Source organism: Fontibacillus phaseoli, assembly GCF_003337355.1.
Lineage (GTDB): Bacteria > Bacillota > Bacilli > Paenibacillales > Paenibacillaceae > Fontibacillus > Fontibacillus phaseoli.
Genome location: NZ_QPJW01000010.1, coordinates 1 through 15,146 on the forward strand (window position 1 = coordinate 1; position 15,146 = coordinate 15,146).

Consider the following 15,146-nt stretch of genomic DNA (forward strand, 5'->3'; position numbering starts at 1 on the left):
CTACGCATCGTCGCCTTGGTGAGCCGTTACCCCACCAACTAGCTAATGCGCCGCAGGCCCATCCGTAAGTGACAGCCCTGATTAGATCAGAACCGTCTTTCATTATCTCTCCATGCGAAGAAATAAATTATCCGGTATTAGCTACCGTTTCCGGTAGTTATCCCAGTCTTACAGGCAGGTTACCTACGTGTTACTCACCCGTCCGCCGCTAACTATCCGGAGAGCAAGCTCTCCATCAAGTCCGCTCGACTTGCATGTATTAGGCACGCCGCCAGCGTTCGTCCTGAGCCAGGATCAAACTCTCCAATAAAGTGAAACTTTATTCGAAAGAGCGATGAGCTCATTCAGTTACTACTGACGAGAAAATTAATTCTCATAGGATGGAATTTCAAACGATACAAAGTCGATTCAAATTCATCCATTTTAATACTCACTCGTTGTTCAGTTTTCAAAGATCAACTTCGTTTTTGCTCTCGGCTTCGTTCAAAAGGCCGGAACAATAATGTACCATATCCGCTAGCGTGTTGGCAAGATGAAATTCTTACCAAGCCGCTTAGCAACCTGCCGTTTCAGCGGCCGGAATAATAATCTATCACGGATGCTACCAAAAAACAAGTGATAATTTTTCCAGTCGAGCTTGATCATACATCGAATTGAATCGCGGATCTAAGTGTTGCCCGAACAATCCATCGAGTGTTCTTAACCGGACACTTATCGTATCATTTCTTATTCCGAATAGCTATTTGTAAATAAATCCAAACAGATTCCAACTCCCAGCCCAATCCAATGTGCGGTGACACTTCTATACAAAGTGCCCCGGCCATGGTTAATCCGATTCGTCTTATCGGAAACCGTTTTGCGGTTACCGCTTGGCTTCCTGGGCAAGTCGAACCATATTGCATCCGAAAATAAGATCTAGTCCTGGGATATGCCAGTTTTGGCGATATGAATCTTTCCGCTCGGCTATGTTCAACGATCATGCGCGCCGCATCCGGCAAATAAACGTATTATTTAGGTGTTGCTGATTCATTATTGTTTCGTATTCCTGGATCACCCCCGTTTCTAGTTGTTCCTTGCCCGCCGTCTCAATCACTTCTTTTAAAGCTTGTAAAATCCGCTGAAACGACACTTCCAGTGCTTCCACCATCAGCGATTCCTTTGTGAAAAAGCGAAATACGTAAGGCTGAGAAATTTCCGCACGCTCCGCTTATCTGAGCCTTCGTAGCCCGGTAATAACCAATTTCCGCAAAACACCTCGATGGCGGAATTGACGATATCGGTGCACCGGTTTGCAGAAGCAGTTTCTTTTGCCATAGCTAATTACACCTTCTCAACCATGAAATCATTTATTGATTGACCAATCACTATCTTGATATCGCTTATTTCATTACCATCAACCCGCAAAAGAATATTAAAATTGTGATTTTCTAAATGAAATTAGCCATGAAAAATCCGCGTAATCCGCGGATTAAGGGAATGATATCTTACTCTCAGTGCGGTCCTTGAGTGAAAACTTGAAACACCACGCCGAATTTGTCCGCTACGATGCCGTAATTGGGGCTGAAGAATGTTTCCTGCAAAGGCATCTCAACTTTACCACCCTGCTTCAAGGCTTCGAAATATTGTCCTGCTTGTTCCGGACTGTCCGTAGTAATACAAATGGACAACAGATTACCGTTTTGGGAAGCTTGACCGGGAAAAGAGTCGGAGAACATCAGTACGGACTCGCCTATTTTTAGTGTGGCATGGGACACGCGGTCTTTCATTTCAGCAGGTAAAGGGAACTCGGGATTTTCGGGCATTTCCTCAAAATTTTGAATAAAGAGGACTTCCGCCTCCAACGCTTGTTGGTAAAACTGAATGGCTTCCTTAGCGTTTCCATTCATGGTTAAGTAAGGGGTCAGTTGCACAGCCAATGAATTTCCACTCCTAGTCAGATAAGATTTTTCTTACGACTTCATCCTTATTAAGTTAAGTGATTTTCCACTTGCGCTAAATTCAAGCGATCTTCTTCCAGGCTTTCCTTCGCCCGTTCAATCGGCTCCTGGTTCATGCGCCCCTCGGCTTGGGAAATTGCACTTTCGGCATTATCCAGTGCATTGCGTGCATTTTGCACCGTTTCTTCACTTGGATGAGACTGCGCTTGCTTTACGGCACGGTGCACATTTTCAACGGATTGCTGGGCAAGCGAAATTGGATTTTGGGATTGCATACTGGAAAATGGATTCTGCACGGTCACGCCCTCCTTGATGAGTCATTCATTTTTCGTTCCTACGGTTCTAATTTGTGGCTAAGTGCCGGATATTATACTTCAAGTACCGCGGACCGGACTTTGATCGTTATAGGGCACGCCAAGCACATGTTGTCTTTGCCCCTGCCTTCTCTTTCCATGTATAATCTTTAGATAAACCAATTTGTCGGGGAGGACATTCTATTGAAAAATTTCGATATTTTATTGGAAAAATACGCTGAACTGGTCGTAAAAGTGGGCGTAAACATACAACCCGGCCAGGTACTGATCGTTCAATCGCCTTTGGAGACCGTAGAATTTACACGACTGGTCGTTGCCAAAGCTTATGAAGCCGGAGCGAAATATGTACAAGTCGAGTGGGACGATGAGATAATCTCGCGCATCCGCTACGAAAAGGCTCCGGACGACTCTTTCGGATATTATCCGAAATGGCAGGCGGACATGATGGAGCAGTTGGCTGAGGGTGGCGGCGCCCTGCTGCATATCAAGGTGCCCGATCCTTTGCTGTTAAAAGGCGTAGATGGGACGAAGGTCTCCACCGCCATCAAGGCAGCGGCCGTCGCCCGCGAGAAGTTCCAGGGCTACATCCGCACCAACAAGGTCAGCTGGTCGCTGATCAAGGCTCCGACCCGCGCCTGGGCGAACACCGTATTTGCTGATCTGCCGGTGGAAGAGCGGATTGAAGCCATGTGGGAGACTGTCTTTTCCATGAACCGGGTAGGCAGTGATGATCCCGTTGCCGCCTGGCGTGATCATATCCGCGAACTCAAACAAAGACAGGAATACATGAACAACAAGCGCTACAAGAGCCTACACTACCGCGCTCCGGGTACCAATCTGAAAGTGGAACTGCCTGATGGGCATCTGTGGCTTGGCGGAGGGGATAACAATGAGGCCGGCGTTTATTTCGTCGCGAATATGCCGACCGAAGAAATCTATTCCATGCCCCACCGGTCGGGAGTCAACGGCACCGTAGCGAGCACGTTGCCGCTCAATTTGAATGGACGGCTGGTGGAAGGCATTCAGCTTACGTTCAAGGACGGAAAAGTGACGGACTATGCCGCAAAATCCGGCCGGGAACATCTCACGTCCCTGCTAGCCACCGATGAAGGGGCTTCCTATCTTGGCGAAGTCGCGCTCGTTCCGCATAACTCGCCAATATCGCGATTGAATCGAATTTTCTATAATACCGGCATCGACGAGAATGCCTCCTGCCACTTTGCATTAGGCAGTTCTTATCCGGTCAACATTGAAGGCGGCACCAAGCTTTCGAAAGAAGAACTCTTGGCTAAAGGCGCCAACGTCAGTTTGACGCATGTTGATTTCATGATCGGCTCCGCCGAACTGGACATTGACGGCGAACTGGAAGACGGTACGATCGAGCCGGTTTTCCGTAAAGGAAACTGGGTCTAATCCTGGCCGCATCTAATAAAAAAGATCATTGTCATCCCTCATCCAACGGATCAGCAAAGACAATGATCTTTTTTTATCTTTCATTTTATAGGACCACTTAGGCTAAAGCCGCATATACTGTAGCGTGAACTCCAACCATTCAAGGGTGATGCTTAATGATCGCGTTTATCCTTTCCAGACATGCCCCGCCGCATCAGCAGCAGCTTACGGAACGTTCTCTGCTCATGTCCTTTCCACACATCCATGTCGTTCATGTCCAGCCCAGAGGAATGGCGGAGCAAATGAATTCCGTTCTGAGCCTAACCAACGATCCCTGGTTCCTTACGCTTGAAGCTGGGGAAATGGTACGACCGGAAATGGATGAAGAATTGATGCAACTGATTCAAGGATTAAAAGAACCCGTTGCGGGAGGAATTATCCAATACAGCAACTTGCATTTCCCGAAACCGGGGTCATCGCCAGTGCCTCGCGGTCCACTGCTTTGGTTCAGGGATGCCGTCATGGCTAGACCGAATGCAGGATTTCAGGAGGCTGCTTGCTTCCCGTTCGAAAGATACTTTTTGCTCGAAAAACAATATGAATTAGCCAGCCGATACGAATGGCTGGAGATCATAACCGATTCCTTGATTCTCAGTCCCCTGCAGACTCCCTTTTGGAAAAAAGAAACGGAGGAATGGAAGTTCCTTTCCCCCTTGCTACAAGCGGTATCATCCCGAACAACCGGTGTCGGCACGGACGCACTGCCGGAAGAGCCGATGGTCACCATTGTCATCTGTGCCCATAATGATAGCGCTTATCTTCCTTGGGCCGTACGTTCCGTGATGGCGCAGTCCTTCTCGCAATGGGAGCTGATTGTGATCGATGACGGGTCTACCGATGACACGAAGTGCGTCATTCAGCAGCTTCCCAAAGACACTAGAGTCAGAACTTATCTGCTTGAGGAGAATTGCGGTAAATCCTTCGCCTTGAATTATGCCCTGGAACGGGCTCGCGGCCAATGGCTCCTGGAACTGGATGCGGACGATTGGCTTGACCCGGCTTGTGTGGACACATTGCTCGAAGCCGCCCAAGACCGGCCGGACGCCATAGCGGTTTGCGCCGGCCATGTGGAATGGACCGAACGGATGAACAAGCAATTGCTTTATAATGGAGTCAAACTGCCTGTTCCCCCGCATTCCTCGCGGAGCCTAATCGATGAAGCGATGCCGGTAGCCCCGCGAATGTTTAAAGTAGCCATCTTGCGGGATCATTCCGGTTGGAATATGGAGGCGCCTTTCGAAGGCCGCTTGTATGAAGATCTGGAGATTCTGACCAGATTGGCACTACGCCATGAAATTCATTTCGTTTTCGAACCGCTGTACCACCGGCGGATCAGAAGCACCAGCATCACTCACCGTCAGCAATTTGATACTTACCGTCAGTGGCGGACCTGGATGCTGGACCAAATAAGGAAATCCGCTCCGATTCCATGAATTATCTTGGCGGAATCCGTATGAAACTTACATTCTCGGTAAATATCAATACCTCTCTGGGCTCCGGTATATAGTTGGAACTTTCCGCTTGTACGACAAATACTTCATTAGCCACTCTAAGCAGTCTGCCTTGAATAAATTGATTCGAATAGACGACCTCGATGACTCTCCCGATAAATGCGCTAAGTCTTTCCTCAAAATTCATAGCAATTCGTCCCTCCCCTATTCCTGATTATGATATGGACAGCACCTGGCCAAACGGAATCAGAACGAGGCTTCCGTCCGGCTCCAGAATTTCTATATAATCTTCGCCCACAGCCACCAAGATGCCGAATACGGGGCCAGCGGCGGTATCTACCGTTATGTTGGTATTCAATCGTGGAGTTAGGGATTCAATCAATGCGTCCCATTCTTCCGTATAGGAACCTCCGACTTGCTGTAATTGTTGCCTAAGTGTGCTGATATTGCCTAACGCATCGTCTATTTGCTGTTGTTGCGAGTTAATGCGTCTGAGAATGCTGTCCACTAGTTGATGAAGCGAGCTGATACGCGCGTTTACGGCCTCGATCGTATCCTGGGGCACGCCGCCTCGCGGAGATATTTCAATCACGGATTGCTGAACCGACGTTGCACTGGTTGCGTTAGAGTTCCGTTGAATTGTTGTATTCACCGGTCCGGGCGGCGGATTAAGAGGCGGCGAGCTTGGAATGACTTGTACGGGCGGGGTCGTTTGCTGGTTGGTGCCCATGCGAGCGGTAACCGTGTCCACCTGTTTTTGCAGATTATTTACTTGTGATATCAAGTGATTCACACTTTCGCTAAGACGGCGGATCTGCAGCTTTAAGCGTACAAACTTACTCTGCCAACTATGCCGCAAAATGCTGAGCTTCCCTGACCAAAGTTTCGTTCTTTTTATTCCGGATCCTCTTTTTTTCTTATACGCAGGTTTCGGGCAGTCCGGGACCCGTTCTTTTTCCCACAAGGTCGTCACTTAACCTACCTCCTTCGATTGATACTGGTAACATATGTAATCCGCCCCCAAGCGGTAACCCAATCAGTCAAAGTTAATAAAATGGCCTACTGGTTTCTTTTTCCGATTCATTTACATAGGTGATAGGTATTCTACCCAATCGGAACTCCTATTTGAATCATATTTTGTAAATAGACAATAGCATAGGGAGGAGAGCACAGTTGAAAAAGCCCAAAAACCGGCTCCGGAAAAAAAACACGTCTAAAGGAAACTCTCTATTTTCGAAGTCGCTTGTAAGCAATACTTTATTCCGGGAGGACCATGCTCCAACAAATAAGTCTGATCCGGCGGGAATTGAGTTACAGGCCGGAGCCTGTGAACTGTTTCCGTCAGCCGCTGCCCTTTTAGATTCTTCCACTCTGAAGGTTGCGGAGTCACGTCCTCTCAGCGACATCCGACCCCAGGACGGAGAAACGGGCGAATATCCTTTCAAGCCCGGAGTGTATGATATTTTCCGGTTTCCGGTGATTGACTGGGATTTCAGATGGCAACGGCCGCAACAAATCTCCCGGCAATTTGCTGTACACGGAAAGCGCGTTTTTTACATTACGACCGATATGACCGCCGTTTCGAAGGAAACATTAACGAAGGATGAAGTGGCCCGTTATGTAAGAATCAAAAAAGCCGCCCCGGGCGTTTGGCTCGTCACACTTTGCACAAACCGCAGACTGAACCTTTACCAGGATGAAATGAGTTCTCAGGATTTAACCTTTCTGCGATGGTCGATCGAGCACGTGAAGTCCAAATTCAACGTATCCCAGATGATTTCGATCGTCGATCTTCCCTTCTGGACTCCATTGGTCGAGAGCCTGGAACAGAATAAAATCATTTACGACTGCATGGATGATCATTCCGGTTTTTCTACAAATTCGCCTTCCATGCTGCTTCAAGAGGACCGGCTGATCCGAAGTTCCGACCTTGTTCTGGCTTCGTCACAATTGCTTTTTGATAAACTAAGCGCCCTTCATCCATCCGTATTCCTGCTGCGTAATGCGGCGGACGTTCATCACTTCAACGCGACCGGCGTTGCGCCCGCTTCCGAACTGGAGGCGTTGAAGGGGCCGGTTATCGGATATTACGGAGCGATCTCGGACTGGTTTGATATCCACTTGATTCATGAGCTTGCTTTGAAACGGCCGGAATGGAATTTTGTGTTGATCGGTCATACATTTGGCTGCGACACTTCGGTTGTAGAAGGAATGGACAATGTAATGCTGCTCGGGGAACAGCCGTATCATCGCCTCCCCTCCTTTCTTTGCCGTTTTGATGCCGCCCTGATTCCTTTTAAGGAAAACGCGCTGACCAAAGCAACCAATCCCGTTAAGCTGTATGAATATTTGGCCGCCGGGAAACCGGTAATTTCGAGTGATCTTCCTGAACTTTCCGCCGTGGCTCCCCATCTCGTAACCATGGTTTCCGGACCAGGTGCTTTCGAGCAGGCCATCGGGAAAGCCCTCGAGCTTAAAGATCCGGAACAACCGACGCAAAAGAGACAATTTGCGCAGCTTCATTCCTGGGAACATCGCTTCGAGGAACTCCAGACGGCGATCCAGCTCCATCTTTTCCCCAAAGTCAGCATCGTTTTGGTAACGTACAATAATTGGCCGTACACCCAGCAATGCCTGCGCAGCTTGCTTCGCCCCGGACATTACCCGAATCTGGAGATTGTCATTGTCGACAACGCTTCAACCGACCAGACGCGGAACCGCTTGGAAAGCATCCGGGATGAGCGGATCAAAGTGGTCGTTTCCGAGAACAATCAGGGATTTGCCGCCGGAAATTCCTTGGGCTGCCAACACGCCACCGGAGAATATTTCATTTTGCTCAATAATGATACGATCGTTCCAGACAGCAGTTGGGTATCCAGGCTTCTCCGGCCGCTTATGGAATATCCCGACGTCGGTATGTCCGGACCGATGTCCAACTTTGTCGGCAACGACCAGGCTCTCGATCATTTTGTCGGAGATCCCGTCACGGGAGCCCATCCGAACTGGCTGCAGGATTACTATTTGTTTCATAAGGGCGTATCCCGCGAAACCGATCTGCTCGGATTTTTCTGCGTCGCCATGAAAAAAGAAGTGTGGGAAGCCGTCGGGCCGCTCGACACGGGATACGGGATCGGCATGTTTGAGGACGACGATTACTGCGAACGGGTCAAAGCAGCCGGTTACCGTCTGATGATCGCGGAAGATGCATTTGTTTATCATCACGGCAGTGCAACAATCAAGAAATTGGAGCCGGATGTGTACAAATCCCTGTGGGAGAAAAACAAAGCGTATTTTGAACGAAAATGGGAAAAACCTTGGAGAGATCCCAAACGCCCGGAAAATTGGTTTCACGGCGCTGAGACCCCGGAGGAAGTCGCTTCCCGATTGAAAAAATCAAATCAACGAAGCATTTTGGTGCTCGGAGGAAAAAACTGGACGGCTAACGCTTCGCATTGGCAATCCATTGTAAGGGAACTAGGGTCTCGTCAAAGCCGCATGCTGATTATTAACGCCTTGCGGCATTACAATCAGCCTATCATGGGCATTCGTAAAGCAGGGCCACAAATATATTTGACTAATGTGGTCGATCTGTTTAGTCAAGCTTATTTCGATGTCGTGATATACTGCGGGGAGCAGTTGGCCTACCCGATACACGCCGGACGGCAAATTGCTATTTCGGCCTCTTATACCCAAGACCAGCTTGCTGCGCTCGGCAACGCATTACCAAGTCTGGAATATTGGAGTGGTACTGATCAGGTCTCCTTGATCGACATGATCATGGACCCCGCCCCTATTTTAAGCTAAGACAAATCATTCGCCAGTCCTGTATAAATGTTGCAAAAAAACAAGAAAGCCCTCACCAGATCAGGCATGTTAAGCGCCTGTCGGTGAGGGCTAATTTTGTTCATCTTTTTCTCCTAATTGGACTGCTTCCGCAAATACCGCCGAATAACCGCCGGATGCTGCCCGACAAACGCTGCGGTCGAGATCGCGTATTCGGAATGGGTGAAGTTCCAATCCGCATCTCCTTCATTTTGAAATAAATTCACGTCCCCGCGCCGGTTGTCATTGAATTTGATTCTTTTTCCGATGGCATAATGGTAATGATACACTTTTACATCGCTTCTTGCCCGCGGGATATTCCAGATGTTGACGCCACCCGGCCCCTGCAGTGTGCAGTGATGCTTTTCGTCCCGATAACGAATCCCCCTGCTGGCTCGCCACATTCTCGTAATATCGTTAGACCAGCGCTCATCCCCCGGACTGTTAACCCGCAGGGTCCAGGGGTCCTTCCAGAAGTTGACGAACGGGAACTGATAGATGTCCACGTTTTCACTGCCCATGAGCTCCGGCAAGTCTTCCCGAAAACGGTCTTCCATCATTTCATCGATATCGAGATTCATGATCCAGTCCCCGCTTGCCTGTTCGATCAGGAAATTACGGACCAAAGACTCGTTCCAGTCTTCACTGTAAGGAAGTCCGGTTTGCCGCATGGTAAAGAACTTAATTGGGTATTGGCGCCGAAAGCCATCAATCAGTTCCGCCGTACCGTCCGTGCTGCCCCCGTCCGCCATAATAATTTCGTCGGCAAATGCAGCTACGCTCTCCAGATATAAAGGAACGAACGTCACCTCATTCAAAACAGGAACGATGACCGACAACTTCATCTATATCTGCCCCTCCTCCGGATTAATTAACCTCTTTTTTTCCTGGATAAGACGGCTCATTTCCGTAATATTTCCAAGCGCGGCCTTATACCGCTGATAAAGTAGATAATTGTCATCATAATGGGGGTTTCCGCTTGGTCCGACGAAAGGGTGCCAAAAATGAATTAACTCCCCGTCAAGCCGGACATGCTTACCCACAAGCGTATCCAAAGCGTAGGCAAACGCCTCGTCTTCACCGCCCCACCCGCTAAACCGCTCATCGTACCCGCCGACTTTTTCAAAGGATTCCCGCAGCAGCACATTCATTCCGCCGACGAAATAAGACGCATTCGCTGGCTTCGTTTCCGGCGCCGTTTGTAGCGGCCAGGGATGTTCTTCTCCCGTGACAAGTCGTTCCGAGTACGTCTGAGATAACCTGTTGATTTGTGAAAAAGGAATTACCCAGCAATCGTCATTCAGCCGTTTTAACGACTCAACGATTAATTCCGGGTCATAAATAATGTCATTGTCCGCGATGATAAATACGCGACCGCGGGCCTTTTCTGCCGCCCGGTTGATGGCAAGCGATCTGCTGAACGGATCTTCTTCCACTTCCCCGACACATAGTTGCGTTCCCGGCATCATCTTGTCGTAGAACCGCCTTATATAACGGAAAGCTCGATCCCTGGGTCCATCGTCCGGTTTGTATGGTATCAGCACGGATATATCTTGAAACATAAGTTCCATCCCTCCAGACTGACTTCGAATGGTCACTTTAAAAAAACGCCAAGCTCCCTATATTTTCCGGTTCCAAACGTGTCCGCCAGCTTCAAGTAGCTTTTAAAACTCGTGCCGTTTAGAAGCATGCTTTTTTCCTCCTCGATGTTATCGCCGGATTCCCAAAACAGCATACTGCGGACGCTGCGGTTGACGACGGCCAGAAACGGTTCCCGTTTCATGGGGTCCCGCATCAAATGGTAAAAAACGGTCAGCAACAATCCGATTTCATATTCTTTGTTTAATTGCGATCTTTCCATAGGTTCGGTGATTAGTTCGAATGGGGTTCGTTCCAGCAGGTTCAATTTCTTCAAGAGCTCGAAATGATATGAATCGGGTTCAATGCCGGTCACTTTTGCTCCTTCACGAGTAAAGTGACGGGAGTAATAGCCGATGTTGCAACCTATGTCCAGCACGTTCTTGTCCCGCAAATTCAACAGGCCGATATATTCCAGAATGTAATCCAACCGGGTCTTATATACCTCATCTCGTTCACAACGCACGTTATAAAAATGCGGATGAAGAATCGGGGTGTAAAACAATTTCCTGTGTTGGCCGGTTATCGTCGCTTCGGTTTCCAATAAGGCGTGATCATTCAGCCAGCGCTCGTAATCCGGTTTCGTCATTCTGACCGGAAGTCTCCGCAAACCAGAGCAGTATAGAAATGAGGCACGGTGATGTCCGTCATGGATATTGAAGCGGCCGGGCGTACGATAGCTGACCTCAATCGGATAATCGCTAAAAAAGGTGGAGCCGGTTTGGAGATAATCCCGCATATTGATAAATTCCATCTGCCGCTGCATCAGAAGTTCGTTATTATCCAGTTCCGGGCTTTGACCCCGAAGTGTGTGGATCTTAACGTACCAGTCCAAATACGGCTCCGGCGATGCGGCGGGGACACCCATCAGATAACGGAACAACATCCGGTGCGGTTCTAATCGGGCAATCGAAATATCCGAGAATGACAAATGATGAGCGAACCACATTTCGGTGAAATCGGGAATTAAATGCTCCCTGTTTGCCGTTCGGACATCCACATCCGTAAAAATAAGTTCAACAGGGACTTCGACCGTAACGCTTACTTCCGAATATTGTTCCTTTTCTAAATTGTCCATGAGCATCCCCCCTTGCTTGAAATCAGGGACGACCCTGAAACAGATACGTGGCAAACTCTCGATTGATATAGTCTTTGAACTTCTTCTTAGCAGCGGTGGGGAATGGATCCAATTCCGTCATTGTCCATTCGCTGCGGTGCATTTCGTAGTCATTGCCGTACTCGCTCCCTTGAGGCCAATCATTGCCGATCGGAATGTTAAGCAAGACATATCGCCCGGTTTGAAGGCAGGCTTCAAGCAAAGCGATTGCCCGTTCTTTATCGAAATGTTCCAGCACGTCGCCGAGGATGATCAAATCAAACGTACCAACCTTGTGTTGTGTGAGTAATTCGTAGGCGTCAGCGATATGAATTTCGTTATAAAAGTACGAATGGTATTCGTCTACATTTTTCGGAAATATTTCGATGCCTTCGATCACGGTCATCCACTGCTCCCGATGCACCCTTCCCTGCCAAACGTCCAGAAATTCCCGGCAAATCATCCCCCATCGTCCGAACCCGATGCCTATATCGAGTACGCGGGACGGAGAAACCTGCCTGATCAGTTCAATGCAATAGGAAAGATTTTGCCAATTCGATGTCCCCATACCTTTCTGTCCTCCTGTATGCAGCTTTATATTCCGAACAGCACCTCTAACCATCGGCCCACAGCGTTTTCAATCGTCCAGTTCGCTTCGATCCGCTCCCTGCATTTGAAGCCGAGCTCTTGCAAATTCTGACGCCGACTTTTGTCTTTATAGAAATTAATCACGTTCATATAATCTACCGGATCGTCGCTACGGAGAATAAGCCCATGAGCATCAGGATGCGCCGCTTCTTTTACATAGCCGACATCGGTGGAAAGCACCGGTTTTCCGCAAGCGTAAGCCTCCAGCGCCGGCGCCCCGCCGCCTTCATTCGCCGACGTAATCAGCAGCAAATCAATCGAATGATAAAACATTGGCATCTGCTCATAAGCATAGAGACCGGGCGTATCCTTGAACTCCACCTCGGGATCGGATTCAAAATGATTTCGCAACGGCTCATATAAGGAGGCATAATTTTTGGACTTTTTAGCTTTGTCACCGGCCCAACCAATGACAAGCGGCCGCTCGGCCCGATCCATTGCGATATTGATTTCGGGGCGGAATAAATAATGATCGACGAAATGTCCGACATATTCAACCGAGGCGGACGGGGCGAGCTGCTTTATCGTCTCTGTCAGTTTCCGGTTCATCCCCCCGATCCGGCTGATCCTGGGAATGACGAGCCTCAAAAACTCAGGATCCGGAATGAGGGGATCGCTCCACTCCCGAAACGTGTCATAGTTCCGGCTGAAATAATAATAGGATACGGCCGCGGAGGAATCGATGCGGAGATTCCTGAATAAGGCATAAGCCGCCAGACCCAGGCACATCGCCGAGATAACGCGATATTTCGAATTTAGTGATTCGCTGCCATAGGCCAGCAGATAATCGTCAAGTTCGCGGGCGGATATAATATCCAGGGCGGGATGATGCTGTTGAAGAATTTTTGCGTGCTTGCCCAAGATCCACCAGTCCACATCATAAATCATCAGATCTTTTTTCATTGAATAGCTTCACCTCCGGCTGAACCCTCTCTATCGCCTTATTTGATCATATTCGAGCCTTCCCCCCCAAGTTACGGGAGCGGCGAAATTGATGAATTTGTCCATTAGCGCAAAAAAAGAAGGCTCCGCGGTTTGGAAACCGCGAGCGCCCTCTGTTCGTGGGAAGCGATATTTAAGGTTAAGCAATTTTCCAATTGCTAGGGTATTCTACCTGACAAGAAACGAAGCAATTTCTTTCGTCTCTTTCTTTTTCCAAGAGAGTTCATGGTGAATCAACTGCCTTTCCGGACTCATGAATCAATCATGACATCCGTTTTCGCTGTATGATCATTACCACTTCCCACTTATTTTATATATACCCGCCTCAACAGCGGTGAATCATAATTGTCCGGCAATCCGCGCCGCCGTTTTTTCCCCGTTCGCGATACAGTCGGGGATTCCGACGCCGTAGTAGGAGCAGCCCGCCAAATAAACGCCGGGATAAGCAGCGGCCATTTTCTGTTCGAGCGACTTCACCAGCTCATGGTGCTTGATGTGGTAATTCGGCATTTCATCCAACCATTTGGTCACGAGATGCGTTACGGGTGCAGCCTCGATTCCGAGACTGTTTCGAATATCGCCAAGCGCAACCTCCAGCAGTTCTTCCTTGGACATGTCCTTCAACCTGGCAAAAGACGGCCCCGAGCTCTTATAAAATAACCGGACCAGCAGATGGCTCTCTGCCGAGGTATGCTTCCATTTCCGGCTGGTCCAAGTGCATGCGTCACAAACGACGTTATCCGATTGCGAGACGATGAATCCGGTCCCGTCTACAGGCAACTTTTCATCGGGAATATCAAACCCGAGGTACACGCTGATCATCGAGCTGTTCTTCAGCTCATGAAAGTCCTCGTTCAGGGAGTCGTCGCCAAGAATGGACTGGGCCACAGAGTGAGACGTTGCCATTACAACAAAGTCGGCGGTTAGCTCTCTTTGATCAGATAGAACAATTTTATATTGATTGCCGGTCTTGGTTATCTTTTCTGCCCCAATCCCTATGATGAATTCCGTCTCGGGAAGCAACTCGCTATGCATCTTGTCGACCAAAGTGGAAACCCCGTTTTGAAAGGAAAAAAATTTACGGTCTCCTTTCCCTTTGAAAGCTTGCCGATTTTCAGCCAGCCCCTTCATGATGCTGCCGTATTTATTTTTGTAGTCCAGCAAATAAGGTAATGTTGAGGCGATCGTCAGCTCATTCAGCTTGCCGGAATATACCCCGGACAGGACGGGTGCGATTTGCTTTTCCACGATTTCTTTGCCGAGGAAAGCTTCGAGAAACAGGCCGACCGAATCATTTTTCGTAAATTCCCCATCGTTTGTCGTGTAAAAATCTTTAAGCGCTTCAACCTTGCCTTCAGCCGAGATGAGCTTGCTGCCCGCCAGAGATTCCAGACTGAGCGGGATCCCGAATACCGCCTCTTCCGGAATCAACTTCAGTTTGCCTTCCGTATAAATGTAGGATTTGCCCGTCGCATTATAGACAACCTCGTCACGTAAGCCAAGTTCATCAATCAGTTGATCCATGTTGGGCTTTCTGGTAACCATGGAATCGGCACCGGCTTCCATGAAGAATCCGTTTCGGGAGATTGTATTGATTTTTCCGCCTAATTTTCCATACGATTCCACAACCACAATGCGGGCATCCAGCTTCCGCTCCGCAATTTGGCGATTTAAATAATAGGCCGCCGAAAGACCCGTAATCCCCCCGCCAACAATAACGACTGTTTTCAATACCCTTCCACCTCGATTAGAGAACTGTTTCACATACTAATTAACATGATACCCTAATTGCCTATACGGAAACAATGACAAGGGTGGCAATGCAAAAATGAAAACCCGGCCAGTT

The 15,146-nt window shown here is 48.7% G+C and carries 14 protein-coding genes and 1 rRNA gene; 3 read left to right on the forward strand and 12 right to left on the reverse strand.

All coding sequences use genetic code 11. From position 1 onward, the window contains the following. The 4 genes from DFP94_RS19165 to DFP94_RS19175 form a co-directional block, all read right to left on the reverse strand. A 16S ribosomal RNA gene (locus tag DFP94_RS19165) occupies positions 1–310 on the reverse strand; the annotation flags it as partial. A 666-nt stretch (positions 311–976) separates the two neighbouring features. Next, entirely contained in the window at positions 977–1,147 is a 171-nt protein-coding gene (locus DFP94_RS26545; RefSeq protein WP_181873221.1) for a hypothetical protein, read from the reverse strand. Positions 1,148–1,490: 343 nt separating this feature from the next. Continuing rightward, positions 1,491–1,916 (reverse strand): VOC family protein, encoded by a 426-nt coding sequence (locus DFP94_RS19170; RefSeq protein WP_114498092.1) that lies wholly within the window; start codon positions 1,914–1,916, stop codon positions 1,491–1,493. 50 nt (positions 1,917–1,966) lie between these two features. Beyond that, positions 1,967–2,233: a hypothetical protein gene (locus DFP94_RS19175; RefSeq protein WP_245954982.1), complete on the reverse strand. Its 267-nt coding sequence runs from the start codon at positions 2,231–2,233 to the stop codon at positions 1,967–1,969. A gap of 201 nt (positions 2,234–2,434) precedes the next feature. On the opposite strand from DFP94_RS19175, the gene DFP94_RS19180 reads away from it, so the two are divergent. Beyond that, on the forward strand, positions 2,435–3,664 hold the full coding sequence (locus DFP94_RS19180) for an aminopeptidase (RefSeq protein WP_114498093.1): 1,230 nt from the start codon (positions 2,435–2,437) through the stop codon (positions 3,662–3,664). 155 nt (positions 3,665–3,819) lie between these two features. Beyond that, the gene (locus DFP94_RS19185) at positions 3,820–5,136 is read left to right on the forward strand and encodes a glycosyltransferase family 2 protein (protein ID WP_114498094.1); all 1,317 of its coding nucleotides are present in this window, start codon (positions 3,820–3,822) and stop codon (positions 5,134–5,136) included. Position 5,137: 1 nt separating this feature from the next. On the opposite strand, the gene DFP94_RS19190 is transcribed toward DFP94_RS19185, so the two are convergent. After that, entirely contained in the window at positions 5,138–5,341 is a 204-nt protein-coding gene (locus tag DFP94_RS19190) for a hypothetical protein (protein WP_114498095.1), read from the reverse strand. A 27-nt stretch (positions 5,342–5,368) separates the two neighbouring features. Then, positions 5,369–6,127: a hypothetical protein gene (locus DFP94_RS19195; RefSeq protein WP_114498096.1), complete on the reverse strand. Its 759-nt coding sequence runs from the start codon at positions 6,125–6,127 to the stop codon at positions 5,369–5,371. 200 nt (positions 6,128–6,327) lie between these two features. Between DFP94_RS19195 and DFP94_RS19200 the strand changes: the two genes are divergently transcribed. After that, positions 6,328–8,958, forward strand: a complete 2,631-nt coding sequence (locus DFP94_RS19200; protein WP_245954985.1) for a glycosyltransferase — start codon at positions 6,328–6,330, stop codon at positions 8,956–8,958. Between the two features lie 113 nt (positions 8,959–9,071). On the opposite strand, the gene DFP94_RS19205 is transcribed toward DFP94_RS19200, so the two are convergent. The 6 genes from DFP94_RS19205 to hemG form a co-directional block, all read right to left on the reverse strand. Beyond that, a complete protein-coding gene (locus tag DFP94_RS19205) occupies positions 9,072–9,821 on the reverse strand; it encodes a glycosyltransferase (protein ID WP_114498097.1) in 750 nt (249 codons plus the stop codon). After that, the gene (locus DFP94_RS19210; protein WP_114498098.1) at positions 9,822–10,538 is read right to left on the reverse strand and encodes a galactosyltransferase-related protein; all 717 of its coding nucleotides are present in this window, start codon (positions 10,536–10,538) and stop codon (positions 9,822–9,824) included. It abuts the gene before it with no gap. A 32-nt stretch (positions 10,539–10,570) separates the two neighbouring features. Then, positions 10,571–11,692 carry a class I SAM-dependent methyltransferase gene (locus DFP94_RS19215; protein ID WP_181873222.1) on the reverse strand — a complete coding sequence of 374 codons (1,122 nt, stop codon included), beginning with the start codon at positions 11,690–11,692 and terminating at the stop codon, positions 10,571–10,573. A 22-nt stretch (positions 11,693–11,714) separates the two neighbouring features. Beyond that, positions 11,715–12,278, reverse strand: coding sequence for a class I SAM-dependent methyltransferase (locus tag DFP94_RS19220; protein WP_114498100.1), 564 nt, complete (start codon positions 12,276–12,278; stop codon positions 11,715–11,717). Positions 12,279–12,304: 26 nt separating this feature from the next. Beyond that, positions 12,305–13,261 carry a glycosyltransferase family 4 protein gene (locus DFP94_RS19225; protein ID WP_114498101.1) on the reverse strand — a complete coding sequence of 319 codons (957 nt, stop codon included), beginning with the start codon at positions 13,259–13,261 and terminating at the stop codon, positions 12,305–12,307. A gap of 378 nt (positions 13,262–13,639) precedes the next feature. Continuing rightward, a complete protein-coding gene (gene hemG / locus DFP94_RS19230; protein ID WP_114498102.1) occupies positions 13,640–15,031 on the reverse strand; it encodes a protoporphyrinogen oxidase in 1,392 nt (463 codons plus the stop codon). Positions 15,032–15,146 lie beyond the last annotated feature (115 nt).

Coding starts and splice junctions, on each gene's coding strand:
- DFP94_RS19210 (WP_114498098.1), bottom strand. CDS start 10,538: ATGTTTCAAGATATATCCGTGCTGATACCATACAAACCGGACGATGGA.
- DFP94_RS26545 (WP_181873221.1), bottom strand. CDS start 1,147: ATGGTGGAAGCACTGGAAGTGTCGTTTCAGCGGATTTTACAAGCTTTA.
- DFP94_RS19225 (WP_114498101.1), bottom strand. CDS start 13,261: ATGAAAAAAGATCTGATGATTTATGATGTGGACTGGTGGATCTTGGGC.
- DFP94_RS19220 (WP_114498100.1), bottom strand. CDS start 12,278: ATGGGGACATCGAATTGGCAAAATCTTTCCTATTGCATTGAACTGATC.
- DFP94_RS19205 (WP_114498097.1), bottom strand. CDS start 9,821: ATGAAGTTGTCGGTCATCGTTCCTGTTTTGAATGAGGTGACGTTCGTT.
- DFP94_RS19190 (WP_114498095.1), bottom strand. CDS start 5,341: ATGAATTTTGAGGAAAGACTTAGCGCATTTATCGGGAGAGTCATCGAG.
- DFP94_RS19215 (WP_181873222.1), bottom strand. CDS start 11,692: ATGGACAATTTAGAAAAGGAACAATATTCGGAAGTAAGCGTTACGGTC.
- DFP94_RS19185 (WP_114498094.1), top strand. CDS start 3,820: ATGATCGCGTTTATCCTTTCCAGACATGCCCCGCCGCATCAGCAGCAG.